20 protein-coding genes are annotated in these 21,437 nt (G+C 55.9%); 13 read left to right on the forward strand and 7 right to left on the reverse strand.

Annotated elements, in window-relative coordinates; genetic code table 11:
* Position 1 precedes the first annotated feature (1 nt).
* The 12 genes from murD to mutT all read left to right on the forward strand — a co-directional run bounded on the left by murD (position 2) and on the right by mutT (position 14,405).
* Positions 2-1,318 (forward strand): UDP-N-acetylmuramoyl-L-alanine--D-glutamate ligase, encoded by a 1,317-nt coding sequence (gene murD, locus BMW97_RS18185; RefSeq protein ID WP_045907796.1) that lies wholly within the window; start codon positions 2-4, stop codon positions 1,316-1,318.
* Positions 1,318-2,562, forward strand: a complete 1,245-nt coding sequence (gene ftsW, locus BMW97_RS18190; RefSeq protein ID WP_008501983.1) for a cell division protein FtsW — start codon at positions 1,318-1,320, stop codon at positions 2,560-2,562. Before murD ends, ftsW begins: the two co-directional genes overlap by 1 nt.
* Positions 2,559-3,623: an undecaprenyldiphospho-muramoylpentapeptide beta-N-acetylglucosaminyltransferase gene (gene murG, locus BMW97_RS18195; RefSeq protein WP_045907797.1), complete on the forward strand. Its 1,065-nt coding sequence runs from the start codon at positions 2,559-2,561 to the stop codon at positions 3,621-3,623. The genes ftsW and murG overlap by 4 nt, the downstream gene beginning before the upstream one ends.
* Positions 3,624-3,679: 56 nt before the next feature.
* The gene (gene murC / locus BMW97_RS18200) at positions 3,680-5,155 is read left to right on the forward strand and encodes a UDP-N-acetylmuramate--L-alanine ligase (RefSeq protein WP_023293287.1); all 1,476 of its coding nucleotides are present in this window, start codon (positions 3,680-3,682) and stop codon (positions 5,153-5,155) included.
* Positions 5,148-6,068 carry a D-alanine--D-alanine ligase gene (locus BMW97_RS18205; RefSeq protein ID WP_045907798.1) on the forward strand — a complete coding sequence of 307 codons (921 nt, stop codon included), beginning with the start codon at positions 5,148-5,150 and terminating at the stop codon, positions 6,066-6,068. Before murC ends, BMW97_RS18205 begins: the two co-directional genes overlap by 8 nt.
* A 1-nt stretch (position 6,069) precedes the next feature.
* Positions 6,070-6,912, forward strand: coding sequence for a cell division protein FtsQ (gene ftsQ / locus BMW97_RS18210; protein WP_023293285.1), 843 nt, complete (start codon positions 6,070-6,072; stop codon positions 6,910-6,912).
* Positions 6,909-8,165 (forward strand): cell division protein FtsA, encoded by a 1,257-nt coding sequence (gene ftsA, locus BMW97_RS18215; protein WP_006173845.1) that lies wholly within the window; start codon positions 6,909-6,911, stop codon positions 8,163-8,165. Before ftsQ ends, ftsA begins: the two co-directional genes overlap by 4 nt.
* Positions 8,166-8,228: 63 nt before the next feature.
* Entirely contained in the window at positions 8,229-9,380 is a 1,152-nt protein-coding gene (ftsZ, locus tag BMW97_RS18220) for a cell division protein FtsZ (RefSeq protein WP_008501978.1), read from the forward strand.
* A 101-nt stretch (positions 9,381-9,481) separates the two neighbouring features.
* Positions 9,482-10,399, forward strand: a complete 918-nt coding sequence (gene lpxC, locus BMW97_RS18225; protein WP_010426966.1) for a UDP-3-O-acyl-N-acetylglucosamine deacetylase — start codon at positions 9,482-9,484, stop codon at positions 10,397-10,399.
* Positions 10,400-10,678: 279 nt separating this feature from the next.
* Positions 10,679-11,182 carry a secA translation cis-regulator SecM gene (secM, locus tag BMW97_RS18230; protein WP_175481449.1) on the forward strand — a complete coding sequence of 168 codons (504 nt, stop codon included), beginning with the start codon at positions 10,679-10,681 and terminating at the stop codon, positions 11,180-11,182.
* 58 nt (positions 11,183-11,240) lie between these two features.
* Positions 11,241-13,946, forward strand: coding sequence for a preprotein translocase subunit SecA (gene secA / locus BMW97_RS18235; protein WP_021240521.1), 2,706 nt, complete (start codon positions 11,241-11,243; stop codon positions 13,944-13,946).
* Positions 13,947-14,003: 57 nt separating this feature from the next.
* Complete coding sequence (gene mutT, locus BMW97_RS18240; protein WP_045907799.1) at positions 14,004-14,405, forward strand: 8-oxo-dGTP diphosphatase MutT; 402 nt, start codon at positions 14,004-14,006, stop codon at positions 14,403-14,405.
* A 25-nt stretch (positions 14,406-14,430) separates the two neighbouring features.
* Here mutT and yacG read toward each other — a convergent pair whose 3' ends face one another.
* The 3 genes from yacG to coaE are packed head-to-tail and all read right to left on the reverse strand — an operon-like array spanning position 14,431 to position 15,998.
* A complete protein-coding gene (gene yacG / locus BMW97_RS18245) occupies positions 14,431-14,625 on the reverse strand; it encodes a DNA gyrase inhibitor YacG (RefSeq protein WP_045907800.1) in 195 nt (64 codons plus the stop codon).
* Between the two features lie 9 nt (positions 14,626-14,634).
* Positions 14,635-15,378 (reverse strand): cell division protein ZapD, encoded by a 744-nt coding sequence (zapD, locus tag BMW97_RS18250; RefSeq protein ID WP_008501972.1) that lies wholly within the window; start codon positions 15,376-15,378, stop codon positions 14,635-14,637.
* Complete coding sequence (gene coaE / locus BMW97_RS18255; RefSeq protein ID WP_045907801.1) at positions 15,378-15,998, reverse strand: dephospho-CoA kinase; 621 nt, start codon at positions 15,996-15,998, stop codon at positions 15,378-15,380. The genes zapD and coaE overlap by 1 nt, the downstream gene beginning before the upstream one ends.
* Positions 15,999-16,226: 228 nt before the next feature.
* Here coaE and BMW97_RS18260 point away from each other — a divergent pair, with 228 nt between their 5' ends.
* Positions 16,227-17,270 carry a GMP reductase gene (locus tag BMW97_RS18260; RefSeq protein ID WP_023293282.1) on the forward strand — a complete coding sequence of 348 codons (1,044 nt, stop codon included), beginning with the start codon at positions 16,227-16,229 and terminating at the stop codon, positions 17,268-17,270.
* A gap of 41 nt (positions 17,271-17,311) precedes the next feature.
* Here BMW97_RS18260 and hofC read toward each other — a convergent pair whose 3' ends face one another.
* The 4 genes from hofC to nadC form a co-directional block, all read right to left on the reverse strand.
* Positions 17,312-18,496, reverse strand: a complete 1,185-nt coding sequence (gene hofC / locus BMW97_RS18265) for a protein transport protein HofC (RefSeq protein ID WP_045907802.1) — start codon at positions 18,494-18,496, stop codon at positions 17,312-17,314.
* Positions 18,486-19,868: a type II secretion system protein GspE gene (gspE, locus tag BMW97_RS18270; protein WP_045907803.1), complete on the reverse strand. Its 1,383-nt coding sequence runs from the start codon at positions 19,866-19,868 to the stop codon at positions 18,486-18,488. Before gspE ends, hofC begins: the two co-directional genes overlap by 11 nt.
* Before the next feature lie 10 nt (positions 19,869-19,878).
* Complete coding sequence (gene ppdD, locus BMW97_RS18275) at positions 19,879-20,316, reverse strand: prepilin peptidase-dependent pilin (protein WP_045907804.1); 438 nt, start codon at positions 20,314-20,316, stop codon at positions 19,879-19,881.
* 176 nt (positions 20,317-20,492) lie between these two features.
* Positions 20,493-21,386: a carboxylating nicotinate-nucleotide diphosphorylase gene (gene nadC / locus BMW97_RS18280; RefSeq protein ID WP_021240514.1), complete on the reverse strand. Its 894-nt coding sequence runs from the start codon at positions 21,384-21,386 to the stop codon at positions 20,493-20,495.
* Between the last annotated feature and the right edge of the window lie 51 nt (positions 21,387-21,437).

Below are 21,437 nucleotides of genomic sequence, written 5' to 3' on the forward strand. Positions count from 1 at the left end.
CATGGCAGATTACCAGGGTAAAAAAGTCGTTATCATCGGGTTAGGCCTCACGGGCCTTTCCTGCGTGGACTTTTTCCTCGCACGTGGCGTGACGCCGCGCGTGATGGATACGCGTGTCTCTCCGCCGGGTCTGGATAAACTGCCGGAACAGGTTGAACGCCACCTTGGTGGTCTGAATGATGACTGGCTGCTGGCAGCCGATCTGATTGTCGCCAGCCCGGGTATGGCGCTGGCGCATCCTTCCCTGAGCGCTGCCGCAGATGCAGGCGTTGAGATTGTCGGCGATATCGAGCTGTTCTGCCGCGAAGCGCAGGCTCCTGTTATCGCGATTACCGGTTCTAACGGTAAAAGCACCGTCACCACCCTGGTGGGGGAAATGGCAAAAGCGGCGGGCATGAACGTCGGCGTTGGCGGTAACATTGGTTTGCCTGCTCTGATGCTGCTGGACAAAGGCTGTGAACTGTATGTTCTCGAGCTTTCCAGCTTCCAGCTGGAAACGACCTCCAGCCTGCATGCTGCCGCTGCGACGATCCTCAACGTGACTGAAGATCACATGGACAGATATCCATTTGGTCTGCAGCAGTACCGTGCCGCCAAGCTGCGCGTTTATGAGAATGCCAAAGTCTGCGTAGTGAACGCCGATGATGCGCTGACCATGCCGGTGCGTGGCGCAGACGACCGCTGCATTAGTTTTGGCATCACCATGGGTGATTATCATCTCAACCGCCAGCTGGGTGAAACCTGGCTGCGCGTGAAAGGTGAGAAAGTGCTGAACGTGAAAGAGATGAAGCTCTCTGGGCAGCACAACTATACCAATGCGCTGGCGGCGCTGGCGCTGGCGGACGCAGTGGGGCTGCCGCGCTCCTCAAGCCTGAAAGCGTTAACCACGTTTTCCGGCCTGGCACACCGTTTCCAGCTGGCGCTGGAGCACAACGGCGTGCGCTGGATCAACGACTCCAAAGCCACCAACGTGGGCAGCACGGAGGCCGCGCTGAACGGCCTGCACGTTGACGGTACCTTGCATCTGCTGCTGGGCGGTGACGGTAAATCAGCGGATTTCTCGTCCCTGAAGCCGTATCTCTCCGGCGATAATGTCCGTCTGTACTGCTTCGGCCGTGACGGCAGCGAGCTGGCTGCACTGCGCCCTGAGGTCGCCGAGCAAACCGAAACCATGGAACAGGCGATGCGGCTGATTGCCCCTCGCGTGAAGCCGGGTGACATGGTGCTGCTCTCTCCGGCCTGCGCCAGCCTCGATCAATTCAAGAATTTCGAACAGCGTGGTGATGTCTTTACCCGCCTGGCGAAGGAGTTAGGCTGATGCGTTTATCTCTCCCTCGCCTGAAAATGCCGCGCCTGCCAGGATTTGGGATCCTGGTGTGGTTGTTTGCGGCGCTCAAAGGCTGGGTGATGGGCTCTCGTCAAAAAGATAACGACAGCCTGATCATGTACGACCGCACGCTGTTCTGGCTCACAATGGGGCTCGCGGCGGTCGGCTTTATTATGGTGACGTCAGCGTCAATGCCCGTCGGGCAGCGTCTGGCGAACGATCCTTTCCTGTTTGCCAAACGTGATGGTCTGTACATCATCCTGGCATTCTGCCTGGCGCTGGTGACCTTGCGTCTGCCGATGGAGTTCTGGCAGCGGCACAGTACGGCGATGCTGATCGCGTCGATCATTATGCTGCTGATCGTTCTGGTGGTGGGGAGTTCCGTAAACGGGGCATCACGCTGGATCGCCTTTGGCCCGCTGCGTATTCAGCCTGCGGAATTTACCAAGCTCTCCCTGTTCTGCTACCTGGCGAACTACCTGGTGCGTAAGGTAGATGAAGTGCGTAATAACCTGCGCGGCTTCTTAAAACCGATGGGCGTGATTCTGGTGCTGGCGGTATTACTGCTGGCGCAGCCTGACCTCGGTACCGTGGTGGTACTGTTTGTCACCACGCTGGCCATGCTGTTCCTGGCGGGCGCAAAGCTGTGGCAGTTCATCGCCATTATCGGGATGGGGATTTCAGCGGTTGTGCTGCTGATCCTCGCCGAGCCTTACCGTATTCGCCGCGTGACCTCGTTCTGGAACCCGTGGGAAGACCCGTTCGGCAGCGGCTATCAGCTGACGCAGTCACTCATGGCCTTTGGGCGCGGTGAGCTCTGGGGGCAGGGGCTGGGTAACTCGGTACAGAAACTGGAGTATTTACCGGAAGCGCATACTGACTTCATCTTCTCCATTATTGCGGAAGAACTGGGTTATATCGGTGTGGTATTAGCGCTATTAATGGTATTCTTCGTCGCTTTCCGCGCCATGTCCATCGGCCGGAAAGCGCTGGAGATCGATCACCGTTTCTCAGGCTTCCTGGCCTGCTCAATTGGTATCTGGTTTAGCTTCCAGGCATTGGTTAACGTCGGGGCCGCAGCAGGTATGCTGCCGACCAAAGGTCTGACGTTGCCGTTGATCAGTTATGGTGGTTCCAGTCTGTTGATTATGTCGACGGCCATCATGCTGTTGTTGCGCATAGATTATGAGACGCGTCTGGAAAAAGCCCAGGCGTTTACACGAGGTTCACGATGAATCAACCGAAGCGGTTAATGGTGATGGCAGGCGGTACTGGCGGACATGTGTTCCCGGGACTGGCGGTTGCGCACCATTTAATGGATCAGGGCTGGCAGGTACGCTGGCTGGGAACCGCAGACCGCATGGAGGCCGACCTGGTACCGAAACACGGTATTGAGATCGACTTTATTCGTATTTCCGGCCTTCGGGGCAAAGGCCTCAAGGCAATGCTGCTGGCACCGGTGCGCATTTTTAACGCCTGGCGTCAGGCGCGCACCATCATGAAGCGCTTTAAGCCCGATGTGGTGCTGGGCATGGGCGGCTATGTCTCGGGTCCAGGTGGGTTAGCCGCGTGGTCGTTAGGTATTCCCGTCGTGCTGCATGAGCAGAACGGTATTGCGGGTCTGACCAACAAATGGCTGGCGAAAATCGCCACCAAAGTCATGCAGGCATTTCCTGGCGCGTTCCCGAAAGCGGACGTGGTGGGAAACCCGGTGCGCGTGGACGTACTGGCACTGCCGCTGCCGGAGGCTCGCCTGGCGGGCCGTGAAGGGCCGGTGCGTGTGCTGGTCGTCGGCGGCTCTCAGGGCGCACGTATTTTAAACCAGACGATGCCGCAGGTTGCCGCAAAGCTGGGTGATGCCGTCACCATCTGGCACCAGAGTGGAAAAGGCGCTCAGCAGACCGTTGAGCAGGCTTACGCCGAGGCGGGGCAGTCGCAGCATAACGTGACGGAATTTATCGACGACATGGCGGCAGCGTACGCCTGGGCCGATGTCGTGGTCTGTCGTTCTGGCGCCTTAACGGTAAGCGAAATCGCTGCCGCGGGGCTGCCGGCTCTGTTTGTGCCTTTCCAGCACAAAGACAGACAGCAGTACTGGAATGCCCTGCCGCTTGAGAAAGCCGGTGCGGCGAAAATTTTTGAGCAGCCACAATTTACCGCCGACGCGGTCGCCACCACCCTGGCGGGCTGGAACAGAGACGTATTGCTTGAGATGGCTGAACGCGCGCGCGCGGCGGCTATCCCTGATGCGACGGAACGGGTGGCAAAAGAAGTGAGCCTGGCAGCCCAGGCTTAACCCTCGCAGCGCGTGAAGCGCGGCACGAATTTTAAGTAGTCGATGGCGTTTAGAGAATGAATACACAACAACTGGCAAAACTGCGTTCAATCGTGCCCGAGATGCGTCGCGTCCGGCACATTCACTTTGTTGGCATCGGTGGTGCTGGCATGGGCGGTATTGCCGAAGTGTTAGCTAACGAAGGCTATCAGATCAGCGGGTCTGACCTGGCGCCAAACCCTGTAACGCAGCAGCTGGCGTCGCTTGGGGCGACTATCTATTTCAATCATCGCCCGGAAAACGTGCGCGATGCGAGCGTGGTAGTGGTATCGAGCGCTATCTCCTCTGACAACCCGGAAATCGTTGCCGCGCATGACGCGCGCATTCCGGTGATCCGCCGTGCAGAAATGCTGGCGGAACTGATGCGTTTTCGCCACGGCATCGCGATTGCCGGGACCCACGGTAAAACCACGACCACGGCGATGGTCTCCAGTATTTATGCAGAAGCGGGTCTCGACCCGACGTTCGTCAACGGTGGTCTGGTTAAAGCCGCGGGCGTGCATGCGCGTCTGGGCCACAGTCGTTATCTGATTGCTGAAGCGGATGAGAGCGACGCGTCGTTCCTGCACCTGCAGCCGATGGTGGCGATTGTCACCAACATCGAAGCGGACCATATGGATACCTACCAGGGTGACTTCGAGAACTTAAAGCAGACCTTTATCAACTTCCTGCACAACCTGCCGTTCTACGGGCGCGCGGTGATGTGCGTAGACGATCCGGTGATCCGCGAGCTGCTGCCGCGCGTGGGTCGTCAAATCACCACCTACGGTTTCAGTGAAGACGCTGACGTCCGCGTGGAAGAGTACAAACAGATTGGCGCGCAGGGGCACTTCACGCTGGCGCGTCAGGACAAAGAGCTGCTGCACGTGACGCTGAATGCGCCAGGGCGCCATAACGCGCTCAATGCCGCAGCGGCAGTGGCCGTCGCGACGGAAGAAGGCATTGATGATGATGCGATCCTGCGCGCGCTGGAAAGTTTCCAGGGCACCGGTCGTCGTTTCGATTTCCTCGGTGAATTCCCGCTGGATCCGGTGAACGGTAAAGCCGGTACGGCGATGCTGGTGGACGACTACGGTCATCATCCAACCGAAGTGGACGCCACCATTAAAGCCGCACGTGCGGGCTGGCCGGACAAGAATCTGGTGATGGTGTTCCAGCCGCACCGTTTCACGCGTACGCGCGATCTGTATGACGATTTCGCCAGCGTCCTGTCGCAGGTTGATACCCTGCTAATGCTGGATGTATACGCCGCAGGCGAGACGCCGATTCCTGGTGCAGACAGCCGTTCTCTGTGTCGCACCATTCGTGGACGCGGTAAGGTTGACCCTATTCTGGTTTCTGACCCTGCACAGGTGGCGGAAATTCTGGCACCGGTCCTGACAGGTAACGATTTGATTCTGATTCAGGGTGCGGGAAATATCGGCAAAATCGCCCGTACCTTAGCTGAAATCAAACTGAAGCCGCAAAACCAGGAGGATGAGCATCATGGCTGATAAGATTGCTGTCCTGTCTGGCGGCACCTCCGCCGAGCGCGAGGTTTCCCTGAATTCCGGCGCGGCTGTACTGGCGGGCCTGCGTGAAGGTGGCGTCAATGCGCACCTGGTTGACCCAAAAGAGGTCGACGTGACGCAGTTAAAAGCCATGGGCTTCGATAAAGTTTTTATCGCTTTACACGGTCGTGGCGGTGAAGACGGTACCCTGCAGGGGCTTCTGGATCTGATCGGCCTGCCGTACACCGGCAGCGGCGTGATGGCTTCCGCTATCTCTATGGATAAACTGCGCAGCAAGCTGCTGTGGCAGGGCGCAGGGTTACCTGTCGCACCATGGGTAGCGCTGACGCGACGCGAATTTGAATTGGGCCTGTCGGATAGCGTTAATGCACGCATTGCTGAACTGGGCTTACCGGTTATTGTAAAGCCCAGCCGGGAAGGCTCCAGCGTGGGAATGTCTAAAGTCGACAAAGCTGACGATTTAGCATCCGCTTTAGCGCTGGCATTTCAACATGATGATGAAGTTCTGGTAGAAAAATGGCTTAGCGGGCCGGAATTTACCGTCGCGATGCTTGGCGAAGAAATTTTACCGTCAATCCGTATCCAACCCGCTGGAGTCTTCTATGATTATGAGGCGAAGTATCTCTCTGATGAGACGCAATATTTCTGCCCAAGTGGTCTTGAAGCTGAGCGTGAAGCCGATTTACAGTCCCTGGTGCTTAAAGCCTGGCATGTTCTGGGTTGCCAGGGCTGGGGGCGCATCGACGTGATGCAGGACCGGGATGGACAATTTTATCTGCTGGAAGCCAATACCTCTCCGGGAATGACCAGCCACAGCCTTGTGCCGATGGCCGCGCGTCAGGCGGGGATGAGCTTCTCGCAGTTAGTCGTTCGCATTCTGGACCAGGCGGGCTGATATGTCTCAGGCTGCATTGAACACGCGCAACCGCGATGACGAGGAAGAATACACCTCTTCACGCCGCAGTAATGGAACGCGTCTTGCAGGCATCATTTTCCTGCTCGGGGTGCTGTGCACCGTGTTTATCAGCGGCTGGATGGTCCTGGGCTGGATGGAAGATGCGCAGCGGTTGCCACTTTCTAAGCTGGTGGTCACCGGTGAGCGTCACTACACGCGTAACGACGATATTCGCCAGTCAATACTGGCACTGGGCTCGCCTGGCACCTTTATGACTCAGGACGTCAATATTATCCAGAGCCAGATTGAACGTCTGCCATGGATAAAACAGGCGAGCGTAAGAAAGCAATGGCCTGATGAATTGAAGATTCATCTGGTTGAATATGTGCCCATTGCGCGTTGGAATGATCAGCACATGGTTGACGTCGACGGAAATTCCTTCAGCGTCCCGGCCGATCGTGTCAACAAGCAAAATTTACCGATGTTGTATGGCCCTGAAGGCAGCGAAAACGAAGTGTTACAGGGTTTTCGTGAAATGGGTCAGGTTCTGGCGAAGGACAGGTTTACGTTAAAAGATGCTGCCATGACGGCGCGCCGTTCCTGGCAGCTTACGTTAACGAACGGCATTAAGCTCAACCTGGGGCGCGGGGACACCATGAAGCGTCTGGCGCGTTTTGTCGAACTTTACCCGGTTTTACAGCAGCAGGCACAGACTGACGGCAAACGGATAAGCTACGTTGATTTGCGCTATGACTCAGGCGCAGCAGTCGGTTGGGTACCGGCTCCGGTCGAGGAACCTAATCAGCAACAGAATCAGGCACAGGTACAGGCAGAACAACAATGATCAAGGCGACGGACAGAAAACTGGTAGTTGGACTGGAGATTGGCACCGCGAAGGTTGCCGCTTTAGTAGGGGAAGTTCTGCCCGACGGTATGGTCAATATCATTGGCGTGGGCAGTTGCCCGTCCCGTGGTATGGATAAAGGTGGGGTAAACGATCTTGAATCGGTGGTGAAGTGCGTCCAGCGCGCCATCGATCAGGCTGAATTGATGGCAGATTGCCAGATTTCTTCTGTCTATCTGGCCCTCTCTGGTAAGCACATTAGCTGCCAGAACGAAATCGGCATGGTGCCGATTTCCGAAGAAGAAGTGACGCAGGAAGACGTTGAAAACGTTGTGCATACGGCGAAATCCGTGCGTGTCCGCGATGAGCATCGCGTATTGCACGTGATCCCGCAGGAATATGCGATTGACTACCAGGAAGGGATCAAGAACCCGGTTGGTCTGTCAGGCGTTCGTATGCAGGCAAAAGTGCACCTGATCACATGTCACAACGATATGGCGAAGAACATTGTAAAAGCCGTTGAACGTTGTGGCCTGAAAGTTGACCAACTTATTTTCGCCGGTCTGGCGGCAAGTTATTCCGTGCTGACCGAAGATGAACGTGAACTGGGTGTCTGTGTGGTCGATATTGGTGGTGGTACAATGGACATGGCCGTGTATACCGGCGGTGCGTTGCGCCACACCAAAGTGATCCCGTACGCAGGGAACGTCGTGACCAGCGATATTGCTTACGCTTTTGGTACGCCACCGAGCGATGCAGAAGCGATTAAAGTGCGCCACGGCTGTGCGCTGGGCTCTATTGTTGGCAAAGATGAGAGCGTTGAAGTGCCAAGCGTCGGTGGTCGTCCACCGCGCAGCCTGCAGCGCCAGACGTTGGCAGAGGTGATCGAGCCGCGCTATACCGAGCTGCTCAACCTGGTCAACGAAGAGATTTTACAGTTACAGGAACAGCTTCGTCAGCAGGGTGTTAAACATCATCTTGCGGCGGGGATTGTATTAACCGGCGGTGCAGCGCAAATTGAAGGTCTTGCGGCCTGTGCACAGCGCGTGTTCCATACGCAGGTGCGTATTGGTGCGCCGCTGAATATCACCGGTTTAACGGATTACGCTCAGGAGCCGTATTATTCAACGGCTGTGGGCCTGCTCCACTACGGGAAGGAATCTCATCTCAGTGGTGAAGCGGAAGTGGAAAAACGCGTCTCAGTGGGGTCGTGGGTCAAACGACTGAACAACTGGTTGCGAAAAGAGTTTTAATTTTTTTAAGAGACCGGAGAGAATTAGCGGTCTCGGGCGACAGGCACAACGGAGAGAGAAATTATGTTTGAACCTATGGAACTGACCAACGACGCGGTGATTAAAGTCATCGGCGTCGGTGGCGGCGGCGGTAACGCCGTAGAGCATATGGTGCGTGAACGCATTGAAGGTGTTGAATTCTTTGCAGTTAACACCGATGCACAGGCACTGCGTAAGACGGCTGTAGGCCAGACTATCCAGATCGGCGGTGGTATCACCAAAGGGCTGGGAGCAGGGGCTAACCCGGAAGTGGGCCGCAATGCGGCTGAAGAAGATCGTGAAGCCCTGCGCGCTGCACTGGAAGGTGCGGACATGGTCTTCATTGCAGCAGGTATGGGTGGCGGTACCGGTACCGGCGCAGCACCTGTTGTAGCTGAAGTGGCTAAAGATTTAGGTATCCTGACCGTTGCTGTCGTGACCAAGCCTTTCAATTTTGAAGGCAAGAAGCGTATGGCCTTTGCGGAGCAGGGTATCACCGAGCTGTCCAAGCACGTTGACTCGCTGATCACCATCCCGAACGACAAGCTGTTGAAGGTTCTGGGTCGCGGTATCTCCCTGCTGGACGCCTTCGGTGCAGCAAACGACGTGCTGAAAGGCGCGGTTCAGGGTATCGCTGAACTGATTACCCGTCCTGGCCTGATGAACGTTGACTTTGCAGACGTTCGCACCGTGATGTCCGAAATGGGCTACGCGATGATGGGCTCTGGCGTGGCGAGCGGCGAAGACCGTGCAGAAGAAGCGGCTGAAATGGCCATTTCTTCTCCACTGCTGGAAGATATCGATCTGTCTGGTGCACGTGGCGTGCTGGTCAACATTACCGCTGGCTTTGACCTGCGTCTGGATGAGTTCGAAACCGTGGGTAACACTATCCGTGCGTTCGCCTCTGACAACGCTACCGTGGTAATCGGTACTTCGCTTGACCCTGAAATGAACGACGAGCTGCGTGTTACCGTTGTTGCGACTGGTATCGGTATGGACAAGCGTCCTGAGATCACCTTAGTGACCAACAAGCAGACTCAGCAACCGGTAATGGATCGTTACCAGCAGCACGGTATGTCTCCGCTGACTCAGGAGCAGAAACCGGCCGCGAAAGTGGTGAACGACCCAACGCCGCAAACGGCGAAAGAGCCAGATTATCTGGATATCCCGGCGTTCCTGCGTAAGCAAGCTGATTAAGAATTGGCTGGAATTAGGGGATTTGCGCTCTTTGTGCTAAACTGGCCCACCGTTAGTGATATACACTCTCGGTTGGATAGTTAATTTGGCGAGATTATACGATGATCAAACAAAGGACACTTAAACGTATCGTTCAGGCGACGGGTGTCGGTTTACATACCGGCAAGAAAGTCACGCTGACGTTACGCCCTGCGCCGGCCAATACCGGGGTCATCTATCGTCGCACCGACTTGAATCCACCGGTAGATTTTCCGGCCGATGCCAAATCTGTGCGTGATACTATGCTCTGTACTTGTCTGGTGAACGAGCATGACGTGCGGATTTCTACCGTAGAGCACCTGAACGCCGCCCTGGCGGGGCTGGGTATCGACAACATTATTGTTGAAGTCGATGCGCCAGAAATCCCGATTATGGATGGCAGTGCTGCACCGTTCGTCTATCTGTTGCTGGATGCCGGCATCGAAGAACTGAACTGCGCGAAGAAATTTGTTCGTATCAAAGAGACCGTTCGCGTCGAAGATGGCGACAAGTGGGCTGAATTCAAACCGTACAATGGTTTCTCGTTGGACTTTACCATCGACTTTAACCATCCGGCGATTGATTCCAGCACCCAGCGCTACGCGATGAACTTCTCTGCTGATGCGTTTATGCGCCAGATCAGCCGAGCCCGTACGTTTGGCTTCATGCGTGATATCGAATATCTGCAGTCCCGCGGCCTGTGCCTGGGCGGCAGCTTCGATTGTGCCATCGTTGTTGACGATTATCGCGTACTGAACGAAGACGGCCTGCGTTTCGAAGATGAATTCGTACGTCACAAAATGCTGGACGCTATCGGCGACCTGTTTATGTGTGGTCACAATATCATTGGTGCATTTACCGCGTTCAAATCCGGTCATGCGCTGAACAACAAACTGTTGCAGGCCGTCCTGGCAAAACAGGAAGCCTGGGAATATGTGACCTTCGAAGACGAAGCAGAACTGCCGCTGGCTTTCAAAGCGCCAAACATGGTTCTGGCGTAACGGTTCACGCCGTTTCGTAAAAAATCGACTGGTTAACCTGGTACTCTCTCCGACCAGGAAGACCAGTCGTTTTTATTTTTGCCCTTCTTCGTTTGCCCCAGCGTTATCTCTTGTTTGTCTTGCGCAGAAAATGCGTGCGTTAGCTGCATTCTTGACCGTTTTTCCCCGCGGCGGCACCTCATTCCTGCTGATGTGCATTGGCTTTAGTGGTAATATCTGGGCGCTTAAAAAAATAACTTAAAAGTAGCCTGTTACAGGCTGGCTTATGTGGTGGAGCAAGTGAGCGGAATACTGACGCGCTGGCGACAATTTGGCAGACGTTACTTCTGGCCGCATCTCTTATTAGGGATGGTCGCGGCGAGTCTCGGCTTGCCTGCGCTCAGCAACAGTGCCGAAGCGGCGACGCCAGCGAAGACCTCTACCACCAAACACGATCTCAACACGCGGGTTAACTTTACAAACCTCGCGTGGCTTGAAGCCAGCCGCCGCCCAAATTTCTCCGTTGATTACTGGCACCAGCACGCTATCCGCACGGTTATCCGCCATCTCTCCTTCGCGATGGCGCCCCAGGCAATGCCTGTGGCGGAAGAGACGCTGCCGGTGCAGGCACAGCATCTTGCCCTGCTGGACACGCTTAATGCTCTGCTTACGCAGGACAGCCAGCCGCCGGTCATGGTGCGCGAGACGGCGCAACGCGCGATCGTTCCTCCTGTTTCATTCTCTGTATCAACCTGGATTAGCCAGGTTCATGGCATTCGCGCCGGGCCTCAACGCCTCAGCTAAATTAACTTTTTCAATACCTTAATTTATCTGCCCATGATGGGGCGTTTGAGAATTTATTATGCTAATCAAATTATTAACTAAAGTTTTTGGTAGTCGTAACGATCGTACCCTGCGCCGTATGCGCAAAGCTGTTGCCGTCATCAACGGTATGGAACCGGCGATGGAGAAGCTCTCTGATGATGAGCTGAAAGCGAAAACGGCGGAATTCCGTGCGCGTCTGGAAAAAGGTGAAACCTTAGAAAGTCTGATCCCGGAAGCGTTTGCCGTTGTGCGTGAAGCAAGTAAGCGCGTGTTCGGCATGCGTCACTTCGACGTTCAGCTGCTGGGCGGTATGGTGCTTAACGAGCGCTGCATCGCGGAAATGCGTACCGGTGAAGGTAAAACCCTGACCGCAACGCTGCCGGCTTACCTGAACGCGCTGACCGGTAAAGGCGTTCACGTCGTTACCGTCAACGACTATCTGGCGCAGCGTGACGCCGAAAACAACCGTCCACTGTTCGAATTCCTCGGTATGACAGTCGGTATCAACATGTCCGGCCTGCCTGCGCCAGCCAAGCGTGAAGCGTACAATGCGGATATCACCTACGGTACCAACAACGAATACGGCTTCGACTACCTGCGTGACAACATGGCGTTCAGCCCTGAAGAGCGTGTCCAGCGTAAGCTGCACTATGCGCTGGTGGATGAGGTGGACTCCATCCTGATCGATGAAGCGCGTACCCCGCTGATCATCTCCGGCCCGGCTGAAGACAGCTCCGAGATGTACCGTAAAGTCGACAAAATCATTCCACACCTGCTGCGTCAGGAGAAAGAAGACTCGGATACCTTCCAGGGTGAAGGCCACTTCTCCGTTGATGAAAAAGCGCGCCAGGTGAACCTGACCGAACGTGGTCTGGTGAAAATTGAAGAGCTGCTGGTTGCTGAAGGCATTATGGAAGAGGGCGAGTCTCTGTACTCCCCGAGCAACATCATGCTGATGCACCACGTGACCGCCGCGCTGCGTGCCCACGCGCTGTTCACCCGCGACGTCGACTACATCGTGAAAGACGGCGAAGTGATCATTGTCGATGAGCACACCGGCCGTACTATGCAGGGGCGTCGCTGGTCTGACGGTCTGCACCAGGCTGTAGAAGCCAAAGAAGGCGTGGATATTCAAAACGAAAACCAGACGCTGGCGTCTATCACCTTCCAGAACTACTTCCGTCTGTACGAGAAGCTGGCGGGCATGACCGGTACTGCCGATACCGAAGCGTTTGAATTCAGCTCCATCTACAAGCTGGATACCGTGGTCGTTCCAACCAACCGTCCGATGATCCGTAAGGATATGCCGGACCTGGTGTACATGACCGAAGCGGAAAAAATTCAGGCGATCATCGAAGACATTCGCGAGCGTACTGCTAAAGGCCAGCCGGTTCTGGTGGGGACCATCTCCATTGAAAAATCCGAAGTGGTTTCTCACGAGCTGACGAAAGCGGGTATTAAACACAACGTACTGAACGCCAAATTCCACGCCAAAGAAGCGGATATTGTTGCGCAGGCAGGTTATCCGGCTGCGGTAACCATCGCCACCAACATGGCGGGTCGTGGTACCGATATTATGCTGGGCGGTAGCTGGCAGGCCGAAGTGGCTGAGCTGGAAAACCCAACGCCTGAACAGATTGCGCAGATTAAGGCCGACTGGCAGGTGCGTCACGACGCGGTGCTGGCATCCGGTGGTCTGCACATTATCGGTACCGAGCGTCATGAATCGCGTCGTATCGATAACCAGCTGCGTGGCCGTGCGGGTCGTCAGGGTGATGCCGGTTCTTCCCGCTTCTACCTGTCGATGGAAGATGCGCTGATGCGTATTTTCGCCTCCGACCGCGTGTCCGGCATGATGCGCAAGCTGGGCATGAAACCTGGCGAAGCCATTGAGCACCCGTGGGTCACCAAAGCGATCGCGAACGCACAGCGTAAAGTGGAAAGCCGCAACTTCGATATTCGTAAGCAGCTGCTGGAATACGATGACGTGGCTAACGATCAGCGCCGCGCGATCTACACCCAGCGTAACGAACTGCTGGACGTATCCGACGTGAGCGAAACCATCAACAGCATTCGTGAAGATGTGTTTAAAGCCACGATTGATGCGCATATTCCACCTCAGTCTCTGGAAGAGATGTGGGACATCGAAGGCCTGCAGGAACGTCTGAAAAACGACTTTGACCTCGATCTGCCTATCAAAGAGTGGCTGGATAAAGAGCCTGAGCTGCACGAAGAGACCCTGCGCGAGCGTATCTACGAAACCGCGCTGGATGTTTACAAGCGTAAGGAAGAGGTTGTTGGCGCTGAGATGATGCGTCACTTCGAAAAAGGCGTGATGCTGCAGACGCTGGATTCCCTGTGGAAAGAGCATCTGGCGGCGATGGACTACCTGCGTCAGGGTATCCACCTGCGTGGCTATGCGCAGAAAGATCCGAAGCAGGAATACAAGCGTGAGTCCTTCTCCATGTTTGCCTCTATGCTTGAGTCGCTGAAGTATGAAGTGATCAGCACCCTGAGCAAGGTTCAGGTGCGTATGCCGGAAGAGGTAGAAGCGATGGAGCAGCAGCGTCGTGAAGAAGCCGAGCGTCTGGCACAAATGCAACAGCTGAGCCATCAGACCGACGACAGCGAAGCTGCAGCGGCGATCGCCGCGCAGACTGGCGATCGTAAAGTGGGTCGTAACGATCCGTGCCCATGTGGCTCCGGTAAAAAGTACAAGGCGTGCCACGGGCGTCTGAGCTGAATTCATAAAAAAACAAAAAGGCGCAGACATCTGCGCCTTTTTTATGGAAGTAACAATATGAAAATACTGCAAATTGCCGTCGGGATTATTCGCAACCCGCAAAAGCAAATCTTTATCACCCAGCGCGCTGCCGACGCCCATATGGCGAACAAATGGGAGTTTCCAGGCGGAAAAATTGAGGCTGGTGAAACCCCGGAAGCGGCGCTGGTTCGCGAGCTTCAGGAAGAAGTCGGGATCACTCCGCTTGGCGCAACGCTGTTTGATAAGCTCGAATACCAGTTCCCGGACAGGCACATTACGCTGTGGTTCTGGCTGGTGGAAAACTGGGAAGGTGAACCCTGGGGAAAAGAGGGGCAGCCGGGTAACTGGGTGGCGCTTCAGGCAAGTGATGCCGAAAAATTCCCGCCAGCTAATGAGCCTGTGATCCTGCGGCTCGTTGCACAACCGAAGGCCTGCTAAGCGACGCGCCAGCAGGCTTTACAGATTACTGCTGGTTTTCACTCCAGTCGTCGCTGTCCGAGAGATCGCCTTTACTCGGAATACGTTTCTCTTCCGCCGCCCATTCGCCCAGGTCAATAAGCTGGCAGCGTTTGCTGCAGAATGGGCGGAACGGACTCACTTCGCCCCAGACAACGGTTTTGCCACAGGTAGGGCAGTTTACGGCGGTGACATCAGACATCGGCACTCCTTAACAACAGGCCAGTTCAAAATCGAGGCGTTCCGGCACGGTGCCATTTTCGCTGTCCAGAGGCATAAAGCGAATCGCAAAGCGGCTCTTATGCCCGGAAATTTGCGGATAAAGCTGTTCGCCAAGCGATAAATTCAGGCGCAGAAGATCGGCATCATCACCGTTGTCCTGGTAGAAACCATTCAGGCTGGTTTGCTTGCGGAACGGCGCTGAGTTACGGATCAGATCGAGGATCAGCGACAGCGTCTGGTGCATCGGCTCCAGGCTTGCCAGCCAGCTGTTCACCTGCGCGTCACGCTGGGCTTGTGGCATATGGAGCCACATATGCAGCGTCGGCAGGTCGAAGCTGCAGCAACCGCCAGGGATGCTCAGGCGCTGGCGCACCAGGCCAATCAGGCGGTCCTCACGTAAAAACTGCCCGACGCGCGGTGCAGCCATCAGGATGCTGCTGCTGGTTTTAAGCTGCTGGCGAAGGGAATCGATACGGCTTACATCCACCCCCGGAACCTCAGCCCATGCCTGTAATTTACGCTGCTGGCGCTCCAGCTCTTTAAGCAATTCTGTGCGGACATCGCCGCGTTCAATCACATCCAGCAGATCGCCTACATTGCGGAAGAAATGCAACGCCGTAGCGTGATCGTTAACCGGCAGATGTTGTGAAAGCTGCTGAATGAGGAATTCGATGCGCAGCCAGGTACGCATTTTTTCGTTGAGCGGATGCTCAAAAAGGATGTGTGTCGACATTATGGTTTTTCCTGTGCAACGGCCTGCGCGGCAAACGTCAGATACTGCGCGTGCAGACGGGCAACATCCGATGCAATGGCATCTGGTGCGCCGTTATTATCAATGACATCATCCGCCACGGCAAGGCGCTGAGCGCGCGTGGCCTGAGCGGCAAGAATGTGTTCCGCATGTTCTCGCGAGACGTGGTCGCGCGTCATGGTTCTCTGGATTTGCGTTTCGGGGGTGACATCAATCACCAGCACCCGGTCGGCTTTCTTCTGCAGCTGATTTTCAACCAGCAGCGGAACCACCCACAAGACATAGGGCGAGCGGGCCGCGGCGATCTGACGCTGCGTTTCCTGGTGGATGATGGGGTGGAGAAGGCTATTAAGCCAGGCTTTTTCCGCGGAATCGGAAAAAATGCATTCGCGAAGCTGGCGGCGATTCAGGGTGCCATCGGCATTGATGATGGCCTGACCAAAATGTTCTGCGATGGCCTTTAGCGCGGGTGTATCGGGCTCTACCACCTGGCGGGCAATAATATCGGCATCGATAATCGTGATACCCAAACGAGAAAACGCGTCCGCAACGGTACTTTTGCCACTACCGATGCCGCCGGTTAATGCAACGATATACCCCATTAAATAAAATCCTGGGAATTATTCATTATAAAAATCAGTTGATTAAAAATCACAGATGCGCCAGTCACTGTTTAGCCCTGTTTACCGGCTTTTTACCAGGTAAATTTATAGGATTGTAGCGTAAAAAAAGAGAATTTCGCAGTCTTGCGGAGCAGGTATTAGTGCGTATGATAGCGTCACTGGAGTTGTGCTTTTAACATATTTGCCTCTAACCCCAGGAATCCGCACATGCGTATCGAAGAAGATCTGAAGTTAGGTTTCAAAGACGTTCTTATCCGCCCTAAACGCTCTACACTGAAAAGTCGCTCAGACGTTGAACTCGAACGTCAATTCACCTTTAAGCATTCCGGTCAGACCTGGTCTGGCGTGCCGATCATCGCTGCCAATATGGATACTGTGGGAACCTTTGAGATGGCAACCGCGCTGGCACAGTTCGATATTCTCACCGCCGTGCACAAACATTACAGCCCTGAAGAGTGGGATGCGTTTGTTGCGTCCGCCTCTGCTGATGTGGTGAAGCACGTGATGGTCTCCACCGGCACCTCCGATGCGGATTTCGAGAAGACCAAACAGATCCTGAAGGCTAACCCGGCGCTGAACTTCGTTTGTATTGATGTGGCGAACGGTTACTCCGAGCACTTCGTGCAGTTCGTCAGCAAGGCGCGTGAGGCCTGGCCGACGAAAACCATCATCGCGGGCAACGTGGTGACCGGTGAAATGTGTGAAGAGCTGATCCTCTCCGGTGCCGATATCGTGAAAGTAGGCATTGGCCCGGGCTCCGTATGCACCACACGCGTCAAAACCGGCGTCGGTTATCCGCAGCTCTCTGCCGTCATTGAATGTGCCGACGCGGCGCACGGACTGGGCGGCCAGATCATCAGCGACGGCGGTTGCACCATGCCGGGGGATGTAGCAAAGGCCTTCGGTGGTGGCGCGGACTTCGTGATGCTCGGCGGTATGCTGGCAGGCCATGAAGAGAGCGGCGGTACCGTCGTTGAAGAGAACGGCGAGAAATTTATGCTGTTCTACGGCATGAGCTCTGAGTCTGCGATGACCCGTCACGTCGGTGGCGTGGCAAAATACCGCGCGGCAGAAGGCAAAACCGTGAAGCTGCCTCTGCGCGGCCCGGTTGAAAACACCGCACGCGATATCCTCGGCGGCCTGCGCTCTGCCTGCACCTACGTGGGCGCATCCCGCCTGAAAGAGTTGACAAAGCGTACGACGTTTATTCGCGTTCAGGAACAGGAAAACCGCGTATTCAATAGCCTGTAATGGCTTCTGCTGGCGCATGCCCGTGCGCCAGCCCTGTTGTACTATCCCGCGCTCATCGCATCTCCCAGGTGGAATATCGGCAGGTACATGGCCACCACCAGCGTACCGATAATGACCCCCGTCACAATCAGTAGCAGCGGCTCCAGAAGCGCCGCCAGGTTATCTGCTCGTTGAAAGGTCTGTTCCGTGTGATGACGGGCAAGGTTTGCCAGCATGATGTCCAGCGCACCTGACATCTCACCGGTTCGTAAAAGCTGAATACAGAGCGGGGTAAACAATGCCGCCTTCTGAAAGGATGACCAGACGGGTAGACCCTTTTCAATGTCCTCCCGCACGTTGCGAAGTATCCCTTGCCAGTACCGGCTCTCAACGGTTTCTTCTGCACTCTCCAGACCCTGTAAAAAGGGGATGCCTGCCTGTTGCGTGAGTGACAGCACGGTAAAGATGTGTCCCAGCTTTTGGCCTTTTGCCAGTGCGCCCATCACGGGCGTCTGCATCAGGATTTGCTGCCAGCGAGGGTTCTGCCGCAGAGCCCAGGCGACGGCAAAGGGGGTTAGTAGCAGGGCGAACAACGCGAGGGCATATGACTGCATAAAGGCGGCCATTCCCATGACCATCTGTGTCAGCACGGGAAGCGGGGTATTAAACGTTTTGTAGATCGCGGCAAACTCGGGCAGGACCAGGGTGACCATCGCCAGCACAACCATTACAGCCAGAGTCAGAACTATCGCCGGGTAGCGCAGCGCCTTTTTCACTTTTGCACTGAGCTGCTGCTGCGCTTTTTGTTGCTGCGCGAGCTGACGACAGCACGCCTCCAGCTTCCCTGTCAGCTCCCCGGTCTTCACCATCGAGACATGCAGAGGGCTAAAAACGGCTGGCCACTTTTTTAGCGACTCAGAAAACGGGCATCCTTCACTGAGCTCATCGGCAATGCTTTGCAGCAGCGCCTGCCACGGTTTTAACGGATGCTGCTCTGCCAGCATTTGCAGACTGTGGGATAATGTCAGTCCAGCCTGCAGAAGCGTGGCGAGCTGATAAAACATCTCGTCGCAGTGGTGTTGCCGCCAGCGGTGCCGCTGCGCGCATCGGGTTAGCGTCAGAGGATGGAGGTCGTTACGCATTAGCCGGGTGAAGGCCGCATTGCGGTTCGTGGCCCAGAGTGTCCCGCTTCGGGGGTCTCCATCTTTGGTGAGCGCACGCCAGCGCCAGAGCTGATTAGCCGCCATTGGGCATTCCCAGGACGCGCAGCAACTCTTCAATCGTGGTTAGCCCCTGTTCGACGGCCATGCAGCCGTGTTCAAAAAGAGAAATCATCCCTGCCTGGCGGGCGCTCGCCTCGATGACGTCTGTTCCCGCCCCGCTGGCAATGGCCTGCCGCAGGGCATTGTCGATCCCAAGTACTTCAAAAATGGCCACGCGGCCATAAAAACCGTGGTAACAGCGCTCGCAGCCGGTAGGCTGCCAGCGTGGAAGCGGTCTGGGCCATACTGATCGAGGTAAGTCCGTATGCTCCCCGCTTTTCTGTCGGCAGTACGGGCACAGACGTCGAACCAGTCTCTGGGCTATCACCATCGTCAGCGCGGAGGAAATCATCCAGCGTGCGACGCCCATCTGCTCCAGGCGAACCAGCGTTTCCGTCGTCGAGTTGGTATGCAGGGTCGACAGCACCAGGTGCCCGGTCTGGGCAGCATTAATGGCAATCCCGGCCGTTTCACCGTCACGGATTTCGCCGACCATAATAATGTCGGGATCCTGACGCAGCAGCGCCCGCAGCACGCTCTGGAAGGTTAAACCCGCCCGGGGATTAATCTGCGTCTGGTTTAATCCGGCAAGGGGGATCTCAATAGGATCTTCGACGCTGCAGATGTTGACGTCAGGGGTGTTACGCGACTGCAGCGCGCTGTACAGCGTCACGGTTTTGCCGCTGCCGGTAGGCCCGGTGACCAGAATCAGCCCCTGCGGCTGGTGGAGAACCGCATTAAAACAGGCCAACTGCTCAGCATTCATGCCAAGCGCTTTCGGCTCAAGGGCCTGCGGAACCTGCTGCAGGAGACGCAGCACAATTTTCTCGCCGCCGCTGCAGGGAAGCGTCGCTATCCTAAACGAAACCGGCTCGTTGGCCAGTTCAATCGTAAACTGGCCGTCCTGGGGTAAACGGCGCTCAGCAATATCCAGGTTACCCAGCACTTTTAAACGCGCGCTGAGCAGGTTAGCCAGTTCCGCCGCAAGCGGAGGCTGCGGGCAAAGTACGCCGTCGATACGTAAACGAATCTGGCACGCGTGCTCCATCGGTTCGATATGAATATCAGAGGCGCGTTGGTTAATTGCCTGCTGCAGCGTGTGGTTGAGGATATCTACCGTTGAATGCGTTTGCGAAACACCGGGCAGATGCGATTGTGACGTGAGCTGCCGGTGTTTTTCCATGCGCTCAGCGCTCCAGCACTCAATATCAATCCGTTTCTGAGTCGCGAAACGCAGCGCCTCCATGAGTTCAGCCGCGGGGTTGCCCACGACGGCAATGCTGACCATTTCACTGTCGCTGGTAAGCAGCAGTGCGTGATGGCGAAGACAAAGCGCCACGAGTTGATCGGTCTTCATTTTCCGCTCCTCAGTTATTGTCGAAGCGGAAAACGTCTTCGCAGGCCTGCTTCAGGGCGCTATCAGCGCTGATGTTGCAGAGACGCGTCCAGCCCGTCATACCGTTAGCGTCGTTCCACTGCGGCGTCATGACCACTTCCAGCCCGTTAAGACTTTCCTGTCCTGTTAAGTTCACGATCCCTTTCGCTACGCTCATTCCCGACACGTAGCGTGTCGTGGTGGGGGAAGGGATGCCGTTGCTGCCGGCATCGCAGCTCTCCACGCCCCCGTGATCCAGCGCGCAAAGCTCGATGGCGGTGCGGTAGGGAACGAAGGTTTGCAGCATATCGGTCAACGCCGCTTTGCGCAGGTAGTTCTGATAGGCAGGTACGCCGATGGCGCTCAGAATCGCAATAATGCCGATGACCACCATCAGCTCAATGAGAGTGAATCCGTGTTGTCTGTTCATATCTGCTCCTTACGTTAGGTGGCGCTACTCTGTCAGCGCGAAAGGGCAGAAACGAGGGGCAAAAAAAGGAACGGGAGAGCGCATTCAGAGAATTTATGCCGCGTTGCAGGGAAGAACAGCGGATTTGCGAGCGGGGCTGAAATTCCCCTCTCCGGGCGGAGAGGGGAGAGGTATGACTATTTAAAACGCATCGAGAGGTCGAGAGCGCGAACGTGCTTGGTCAGCGCGCCGACGGAGATGTAATCCACGCCGGTTTCGGCAAATTCACGGATTGTTTCGAAGGTGACGTTTCCGGACACTTCGAGCTGGGCCCGGCCGTTGGTCAGTTTTACCGCCTCGCGCATCTGCTCGGTTTCGAAGTTATCGAGCATGATGATATCGGCCCCGGCCTTAATCGCCTGCTCCAGCTCGTCCAGGTTTTCCACTTCCACTTCAACCGGCACGTCCGGGTGCAGCCAGAAGGCCTTCTCCACCGCCTGGCGCACGGAGCCCGAGGCAATAATGTGGTTCTCTTTAATCAGGAAAGCGTCGGACAGGCCCAGACGATGGTTTGCGCCGCCGCCGCAGAGCACCGCGTACTTCAGCGCCGTGCGCAGGCCCGGCAGCGTTTTGCGGGTATCCAGCAGCTGGGTTCGGGTGCCGGCCAGCAGGTCAACGTAGCGGCGCACTTCACTGGCAACACCAGAGAGCGTTTGTACAAAATTGAGCGCGGTACGTTCGCCGGTCAGCAAGACGCGGGAGGGGCCGTCCAGCTCGAACAGCGGCTGATTTGGCGTGACGCTATCCCCATCTTCCACGTGCCATGTTACCTGCACATCATCGCCCGCCAGTTGGGTAAAGACCTCTTCAACCCAGCGCTTGCCGCAAAAAACACCCTCTTCGCGGGTGATAATGACCGCGTGGGAGCGTGTCTCTTTTGGCAACAATTGTGCGGTAATATCTTTATCGGCATTGACGTCACCGCCCAGGTCTTCTTTCAAAGCATGGGCAACGCTTGCCGGAATATCCATATTAATACGTTCCAGAAGCGCTTCACGTCGGTGGTCGGGGTTGTAGCGGCGAGGCGGCATGATAAAACTCCAAATTGGTAACGAATCATAATATTGAAACATGCTACTCTG

Source organism: Enterobacter sp. NFIX58 (assembly GCF_900110475.1).
Lineage (GTDB): Bacteria > Pseudomonadota > Gammaproteobacteria > Enterobacterales > Enterobacteriaceae > Enterobacter > Enterobacter quasiroggenkampii.

What these genes read in the sequence shown, in the direction of transcription:
- ftsZ (WP_008501978.1), top strand. Translation starts at nt 8,229, where the DNA reads ATGTTTGAACCTATGGAACTGACCAACGACGCGGTGATTAAAGTCATC.
- BMW97_RS18205 (WP_045907798.1), top strand. Translation starts at nt 5,148, where the DNA reads ATGGCTGATAAGATTGCTGTCCTGTCTGGCGGCACCTCCGCCGAGCGC.
- mutT (WP_045907799.1), top strand. Translation starts at nt 14,004, where the DNA reads ATGAAAATACTGCAAATTGCCGTCGGGATTATTCGCAACCCGCAAAAG.
- nadC (WP_021240514.1), bottom strand. Translation starts at nt 21,386, where the DNA reads ATGCCGCCTCGCCGCTACAACCCCGACCACCGACGTGAAGCGCTTCTG.
- hofC (WP_045907802.1), bottom strand. Translation starts at nt 18,496, where the DNA reads ATGGCGGCTAATCAGCTCTGGCGCTGGCGTGCGCTCACCAAAGATGGA.
- yacG (WP_045907800.1), bottom strand. Translation starts at nt 14,625, where the DNA reads ATGTCTGATGTCACCGCCGTAAACTGCCCTACCTGTGGCAAAACCGTT.
- coaE (WP_045907801.1), bottom strand. Translation starts at nt 15,998, where the DNA reads ATGGGGTATATCGTTGCATTAACCGGCGGCATCGGTAGTGGCAAAAGT.
- murG (WP_045907797.1), top strand. Translation starts at nt 2,559, where the DNA reads ATGAATCAACCGAAGCGGTTAATGGTGATGGCAGGCGGTACTGGCGGA.
- zapD (WP_008501972.1), bottom strand. Translation starts at nt 15,378, where the DNA reads ATGTCGACACACATCCTTTTTGAGCATCCGCTCAACGAAAAAATGCGT.
- ftsW (WP_008501983.1), top strand. Translation starts at nt 1,318, where the DNA reads ATGCGTTTATCTCTCCCTCGCCTGAAAATGCCGCGCCTGCCAGGATTT.
- ppdD (WP_045907804.1), bottom strand. Translation starts at nt 20,316, where the DNA reads ATGAACAGACAACACGGATTCACTCTCATTGAGCTGATGGTGGTCATC.
- ftsA (WP_006173845.1), top strand. Translation starts at nt 6,909, where the DNA reads ATGATCAAGGCGACGGACAGAAAACTGGTAGTTGGACTGGAGATTGGC.
- murC (WP_023293287.1), top strand. Translation starts at nt 3,680, where the DNA reads ATGAATACACAACAACTGGCAAAACTGCGTTCAATCGTGCCCGAGATG.
- secA (WP_021240521.1), top strand. Translation starts at nt 11,241, where the DNA reads ATGCTAATCAAATTATTAACTAAAGTTTTTGGTAGTCGTAACGATCGT.
- murD (WP_045907796.1), top strand. Translation starts at nt 2, where the DNA reads ATGGCAGATTACCAGGGTAAAAAAGTCGTTATCATCGGGTTAGGCCTC.
- gspE (WP_045907803.1), bottom strand. Translation starts at nt 19,868, where the DNA reads ATGAAGACCGATCAACTCGTGGCGCTTTGTCTTCGCCATCACGCACTG.
- BMW97_RS18260 (WP_023293282.1), top strand. Translation starts at nt 16,227, where the DNA reads ATGCGTATCGAAGAAGATCTGAAGTTAGGTTTCAAAGACGTTCTTATC.
- lpxC (WP_010426966.1), top strand. Translation starts at nt 9,482, where the DNA reads ATGATCAAACAAAGGACACTTAAACGTATCGTTCAGGCGACGGGTGTC.
- ftsQ (WP_023293285.1), top strand. Translation starts at nt 6,070, where the DNA reads ATGTCTCAGGCTGCATTGAACACGCGCAACCGCGATGACGAGGAAGAA.